Source organism: Chamaesiphon sp. OTE_20_metabat_361 (genome assembly GCF_031364565.1).
Genome location: NZ_JANLWO010000227.1, coordinates 1 through 5,968 on the forward strand (window position 1 = coordinate 1; position 5,968 = coordinate 5,968).

The window sequence follows — 5,968 nt, forward strand, 5'->3', positions numbered from 1 at the left end:
GGTTTGGTGTCGAGTAATGCTAGTTCACAAGCAGCAAACCCGATATTACCACAGCCGATCGTCTCCAATCCCGCCGCCTGAAAGATCGCATCAACTAGCGCGGTGGTAGTCGTCTTACCATTAGTTCCGGTAATTGCTACCCAGGGAATATCCTGGAGATATCGCCATGCTAATTCCATTTCGCCGATCGTGTCGATACCCATTGCTCTAGCCCGAACTAGGGGGGCAATATCCCACGGTACACCAGGGCTGACGACGATAATATCTTCGGCAGTGGGGATAAATTTATCGCCGAGTTTGATGTTAATACCGAGCGGTGCTAGCTGTTGTTTTTGAGCTTCGAGGCTGGCATTCTGGCTGCTATCGCTCAGAGTAACCGCATAACCATGTTTAATCAAAAGTTTGGCAGCGGCGATACCCGATCGACCCAATCCAATTACAGTCGCTTGTTTCATGATTTTCATTCGCTAAGGGCTAGGCAGGTGCGGTAAAGATCGGCACTAAATGATATCCTGTCGGTGCCCATTGCCACAACTCCCGTAATTTTAATCCCTGGGTTCGCCGCTGTGCGCGATCTGTTGTGGGGATGCTCAGTCCTAGTCGCTCTAGAATCAATTGGATCATTGCCGAGTTGAAATGTGGGGGAAATCGATACCGTTCCTGGGCATGATCTAAGAAAAAAGTTTGATGGTATTTGTGTAAGTTCTGTTCTAAATTAGCAATTTGCTCCAGCAATTTCGGCACTTCGCCCAATCGCGGCTGATGGTTGGCGAGTAGCAACTCTGCCGCATTACTGAAGTGCATCCCCTCATCTTTGACTAAATGATGACCGATCTTGTGAATTGCCGTCCCAAAATGACGGTAGTATTCCCACAGATCGCGACGATAGGAGTAGACGGAGCCAATTTCGTCAAACATTAACGTTACCAAAAATGTAAACTCGTCGGTTAATACCATCGCGATCGGTTCGATTTCATGAACCCTCCGGGCAAATTGGCGATTCATCTCGGCAAATTGGACACCAGCAATGCAATGATACGTCCGCCGCAATGCTTCATAATGCTTGAGTTCGTCGGCTAGCCACAGATCTAGCATCGCCAAAAACTCGGGCGACATTTCCGCAGCACGGAGCGTCATGTAATCGTACAGCGATTGTGCGTCACCTTCGGAATAGACATCGCGATCGAGCAGATGACAGAAATTAGTATAGACTGCTGGCGGTACCAGTGCGAGCTGCTGGGGCGTCAGGACATAATCGATCGGCAATACAGCATCGAGATCCCAACTATTTTGCTTGATGTTCGCTGTGCGGACACAGCCGCCTCGCGATTCTCCAGAGGAGAGGCTTCGGCAACGAGATTTGCGCCCAATTCCTGGCATAAGCTGTTAATTATCTAATTTACCAGTCTTCTCCCCGTCCCCCAGTCCTCAATCGGGCAGGTAGAGTCCATTATCAGAGACGATATGCGGAATAATTAAACAGTGTCGCCCCGTAATTTTAGACGTGTCGCCCCGAATAATTATCCCCGCCGCTTCGCCATCGATCGCCCAACTCCCGATCGCGTAGTAGTAGCCAAAAGCTTCCGGTAATTCGATATACTCCTGGACGATAAAACCCTCCGCACCATAGCCAAATGACTCTTTTTGCTCTAATGCTCCAAACCCGGTTTCAATCGAGACAGCAACGCCTTCTAGTCCCAACAGCGGCTTTCTAACGTGCATTCCCAGCAGCAATTGAGTAGATTCATAGGAGTTGTCGGTATCTAGATAGGTGGGGAGTAGATATTGACGGTATTCGGAATCCTTGAACTGCTCCCACATCATGGCTAGTGCGCCTTTATTGGAAAGCACCTGCTTCCATAAAGGTTCGATAATTTTCATTTCTCCAGTTGCTAATCGTGCCGCCAATGCTGCGGTAGTCCCCGCATTTGCCATGTCATTTTGGAGATCCGACCAATCATACATCTTCCACAGCACGGGAATCCGATCGTTCACATGGTCTACAAAGTAGCCATCGTCATCTAAACCCAATCCCCGCTGAATCTCTTGCCCCCGCTCGTCCTTGAGTCCGCGCAGATAGACAATTTGGGTATAAATATCCGGATCGACTTCATCGGTGAGGATTTCAATCAACTGCATCGCCATCTCCAGATCTTCCTCTAGATTTTCATCCACCAGAAAGGAGATCCCATGTTGCTTGAGATCGTACCCAGCAGCAATCCGCCGCCATTGTCCCGCGATCGCATCCCAGAATTCATTGAACTGATTGGCATCACTCGGCAGCGGGTATTTGCTGTGCTGGTGGTTGTGCAGGTAGTCTACCAACCAATTCCATTGGTAAACCGTTTCCGCACCCAGCAGGGGGGTTTCACCATTGATTTCCAGGAGTTTAATCTGTCCCGCCGCAGTCACAGCCAGATCGAAGCGCGCACACAGCGACAAATCCTCGACGGGCTGAGTGCGATCCCAGCTCTGCGCGATCGCTTGCCAATATTCAGGACGGATCTGGAGAGCTGCCAACCGTTGCTGGACATCGCCCTCCTCGCGATCGGTAAAAAACCAATCGAGAAACTTCACACACATCGCCCAAATCGCCTCTGTCGCAGCAGCGATCGCCGTTTCTTCAGATCGATCGAATTGAATGGCAAACGGCTGGGGCAGAGCCTCCACCCAGTATTTCTGCTTAGGATCGCTTAACACATCCGCTTGGTAGGAATTCTCCTGGATGTGTCGCTGCCACTGCGGACGACGAATAATTTTTATCGGTTTCATCTCGTGCTACTTACCTCCAAACCCACTACCCTTAAACGTCGAACCAAATCCCTGAGTACTGCGGCCTCTAATCGTACCGCTACCGGAGACACCAGCCGGACGCGCTGGCGGGGAAAAGCTAGTGTGTCGAGGCGCACTTACCCTACCCGTAGTAGTTTGGGAGATCTCCCGCCCGTAAGGGGTAATGATGCGACCAGGAGTACTGCTCAGATACACAGTGCGAGTTTCATAGACGCGATACGAACTGCCGCCAGAGTGGATGTAGACATGGCTGGAATTGTAGGGATCGAGATAGGTGCCGCCATACGCGGGACGATAGCCAGCCGTTAGCTCGCCAGCAGCAGTCGCTTCACATTGGACGCCTTCAGCTTGGCACTCGGCGATCGAGGCATAGACAGGGGCAGTTTTCAGGTGTTCTTGTTGCGCTGCCTGGATTTGGGCAGCACAGTCTTTAGCCTCCATTGGTGGTGGCGTCGGTGCCTCGTCTTCTTCACCCCGCTGGTATTTTTGTTGCAGTGCCAGATATTCGGCTTGCTGCAAATTGATATCCGCTTCGCACTGTGCGGCAGTTTGATAAAATACGACATCGATCGAGTCGTTCGATTCATCACGGTTGCACTGAGCCACAACGATCGCCAGGACGCCCGCCATCGCCAAACCTGCATAAATCTTGTTCCGATTCATCGGACGGAGTTGCAGGTTTTGGGGTTTAGTTTTTTTTCTTGTCATTACCAGCTCCTAACAGCCCGATCGCAATCTAAATTAGTCATAAATAAATAGAGATCGATCTCTCTATTTATGATGCCCTCACAGAGCAGCTAACTTGCATTTATTCTAATCTACTATCCACTATCCACTTTGTTTCGATCCAAGATGTGAGTGCATAGACTTAAGCTGCGTGCAGCACGATGACAGCTATTTCGGGGCGACAATTCAATCTGGCTTGAGGTAAACCCGTCGTGCCCACTCCAGCGCTCACATATAATTGCATTCGATCGACTCGATACAGTCCATTCGTATATTTTTTAGCCAATTCCGCTTTGACTCTCGGTAAAAAAGGAATCACAATTTGACCGCCGTGAGAATGCCCAGAAAGTTGCAATCCGAATCGATTGGTAATTGCCACAGTATCGACAAAATCTGGTTCGTGAGCCAGCAAAATATTTGTACCAGTCGTTGGTAATTGGGAAATTGTCAGGGGCAGATCTGCCCGCTGGAAATAGATATCATCAACTCCCGCAATATTTAATTTATGACCTTGCCTGTCGATCGAGTAAACACTATTATTTAAGAATTTTACTCTACTTTTGGCGAAAGCACGTTCGAGCGAGACATGATTATCTGCTTCTTCGCGATCGTGATTGCCCATAATTGCTACTACGCCATCAGTTGCTTTGAGTTGCCCAAAAGCATTTGCCAGCATCTCTTCCGCCAACTCGGGTCGCTCGGTAATATAATCCCCAGTCAACGCGATCGTATCTGGATGCTGGAGATTTGCCAGCTCGGCAACTCTTACTAATTGTTGTCGATCCATGATACCCGATCGAGCGTGCAGATCCGACAGTTGCACTATTTTATAACCTTCAAAAACTGGATTTAAACCAGCAATTGTGATGTCGATTGTTTTAATGTCAAACCAGCGAGGTTCTACCCCACGAGCATAAACACTAGTCGCAAATAAAATCGCGATCGCCACCAGTAAAAATCGATGGAATCTGTGCAGGATTGTACGCCAGGGCTTCATTATCATCCTCCTTCATGTGGATGTCTCCTAGTATGCCCAGCGACTCAATGTGAATTAACATTTTCTCAATCGATCGCGAGAATTTAGCTTAAAATAAAGGTATTCAATTGCTGTTGAATCTATGACTGCAACCCTACTCGCACCACCGGATGAAATTATTCGCCTATCGGGAATTAGCTGGAAAACCTACGAAACGCTGCTAGAGGAATTGAGCGAGCGTCGGCTCCGCCTTACTTACAATCGTGGTAATCTCGAAATTATGGCTCCTTCTCCAGAACATGAACTTAGCAAAGAAGTCTTAGGTCGTTTCATTGATACCATTGCTGAAGAGTTCGATGTAAATATTTATCCCCTTGGCTCGACTACTTTCAAGCAACCAGAACTGAGCGGGGCAGAACCCGATAAATGTTTTTACATCCAGAATATTGCTGCGGTGCAAGGCAAGAAAAGATTAGATATGGGAACCGATCCCGCGCCGGATCTCGTTGTTGAAATTGATATTACCAGCAGTTCTCAAAATCGGCTTCAGGTTTATGCAGATTTGGGAGTAGCAGAAGTCTGGATTTACAATGGTGAATCTCTAATCATTCAGCAATTGCAAAATGGCAATTATATTGTCTCTCAAACCAGTCAATTTTTTGCAAATTTATCGATTTCAGAGGTTTCTAAATGGTTACAGCGATCGACAACAATGGATTATCTCGCTTTAGTGAAAGCCTTCCGTGCTTGGGTGAGAAGTCAGATCGGGGAATAATATGGTTTCATCTCTCGATCGTTATGAATGTACATCAGAGAAGGATAAATAATGGAGCTAAATGAGTTGCCAGGATCTGAGTTAATATTACCTGGATTGGAAGACCTTCATCATGGCAGAAATAATACATCGGATCGCTATTAATTTCGTTGGCGAAGCCTCTCTGAAAGAGACTCGCCTCGATCCGCTTAACCGCAGCAGGCTTGGATATTCCCCCGGTGTCTCTAGTATCAGAGCCAGAACTAGCTTTGTATGAATATCTTCAGATCGATCGCGATGACGCTTATGCTTACTACAATGCTCTATTAAATAGCCTCAACAGTTTTTGTGCGGCACTCGAACTGAAATCTAAGCATCGCTCGATCGATCCCATAAATCTGTCTACCCATATTTAAGTTTAAACCGTAAAATTATTAAATTCAGTACCAATGTCACTGCATTTGCGATGATTATTGGTGTGCTTTTTACTAATAAGCCATAAACAAGCCACATTGAAACCCCCGCAATAAATGATAGTAGGGTTGGTAATGCTAGATCGCTAGTGGACTTCGATTGCCAAACTTTCAGAACTTGCGGCAAGAAAGCTGCTGTTGTCAACGTTGCCGCTATATATCCTACAAGATCGATTAGTTGCATTTTGAATTCTCAATTGTAAGTAGATGATAAACTAGGTTAATACTCTATGTACTTATAATTGT

General features: G+C 47.2%; 7 protein-coding genes and 1 pseudogene. 2 read left to right on the forward strand and 6 right to left on the reverse strand.

All coding sequences use genetic code 11. The annotated features are described in order from the left end of the window. From RMO35_RS06590 to RMO35_RS06610, 5 genes are all read right to left on the reverse strand, one after another. On the reverse strand, nt 1-455 hold a 455-nt coding region (locus tag RMO35_RS06590), incomplete at its 3' end, for a Mur ligase family protein (protein WP_309739492.1). Between the two features lie 19 nt (nt 456-474). Further along, nucleotides 475-1,380 (reverse strand): hypothetical protein, encoded by a 906-nt coding sequence (locus RMO35_RS06595; RefSeq protein ID WP_309739493.1) that lies wholly within the window; start codon nt 1,378-1,380, stop codon nt 475-477. 48 nt (nt 1,381-1,428) lie between these two features. Next, nucleotides 1,429-2,772, reverse strand: coding sequence for a glutathionylspermidine synthase family protein (locus RMO35_RS06600; protein WP_309739495.1), 1,344 nt, complete (start codon nt 2,770-2,772; stop codon nt 1,429-1,431). 6 nt (nt 2,773-2,778) lie between these two features. Then, the gene (locus RMO35_RS06605; RefSeq protein WP_309739496.1) at nt 2,779-3,501 is read right to left on the reverse strand and encodes a DUF1190 domain-containing protein; all 723 of its coding nucleotides are present in this window, start codon (nt 3,499-3,501) and stop codon (nt 2,779-2,781) included. Between the two features lie 160 nt (nt 3,502-3,661). Further along, the gene (locus RMO35_RS06610) at nt 3,662-4,516 is read right to left on the reverse strand and encodes a metallophosphoesterase (protein ID WP_309739497.1); all 855 of its coding nucleotides are present in this window, start codon (nt 4,514-4,516) and stop codon (nt 3,662-3,664) included. 121 nt (nt 4,517-4,637) lie between these two features. Between RMO35_RS06610 and RMO35_RS06615 the strand changes: the two genes are divergently transcribed. Further along, entirely contained in the window at nt 4,638-5,270 is a 633-nt protein-coding gene (locus RMO35_RS06615) for a Uma2 family endonuclease (RefSeq protein ID WP_309739499.1), read from the forward strand. Nucleotides 5,271-5,321: 51 nt separating this feature from the next. Beyond that, a pseudogene (locus RMO35_RS25195) lies at nt 5,322-5,665 on the forward strand (hypothetical protein). Here RMO35_RS25195 and RMO35_RS06625 read toward each other — a convergent pair. Next, complete coding sequence (locus RMO35_RS06625) at nt 5,652-5,906, reverse strand: SemiSWEET transporter (RefSeq protein WP_309739502.1); 255 nt, start codon at nt 5,904-5,906, stop codon at nt 5,652-5,654. The pseudogene RMO35_RS25195 and the gene RMO35_RS06625 sit on opposite strands and share 14 nt — an antisense overlap. Nucleotides 5,907-5,968: the final 62 nt, after the last annotated feature.

What these genes read in the sequence shown, in the direction of transcription:
- RMO35_RS06595 (WP_309739493.1), bottom strand. Translation starts at nt 1,380, where the DNA reads ATGCCAGGAATTGGGCGCAAATCTCGTTGCCGAAGCCTCTCCTCTGGA.
- RMO35_RS06625 (WP_309739502.1), bottom strand. Translation starts at nt 5,906, where the DNA reads ATGCAACTAATCGATCTTGTAGGATATATAGCGGCAACGTTGACAACA.
- RMO35_RS06615 (WP_309739499.1), top strand. Translation starts at nt 4,638, where the DNA reads ATGACTGCAACCCTACTCGCACCACCGGATGAAATTATTCGCCTATCG.
- RMO35_RS06600 (WP_309739495.1), bottom strand. Translation starts at nt 2,772, where the DNA reads ATGAAACCGATAAAAATTATTCGTCGTCCGCAGTGGCAGCGACACATC.
- RMO35_RS06610 (WP_309739497.1), bottom strand. Translation starts at nt 4,516, where the DNA reads ATGAAGCCCTGGCGTACAATCCTGCACAGATTCCATCGATTTTTACTG.
- RMO35_RS06605 (WP_309739496.1), bottom strand. Translation starts at nt 3,501, where the DNA reads ATGACAAGAAAAAAAACTAAACCCCAAAACCTGCAACTCCGTCCGATG.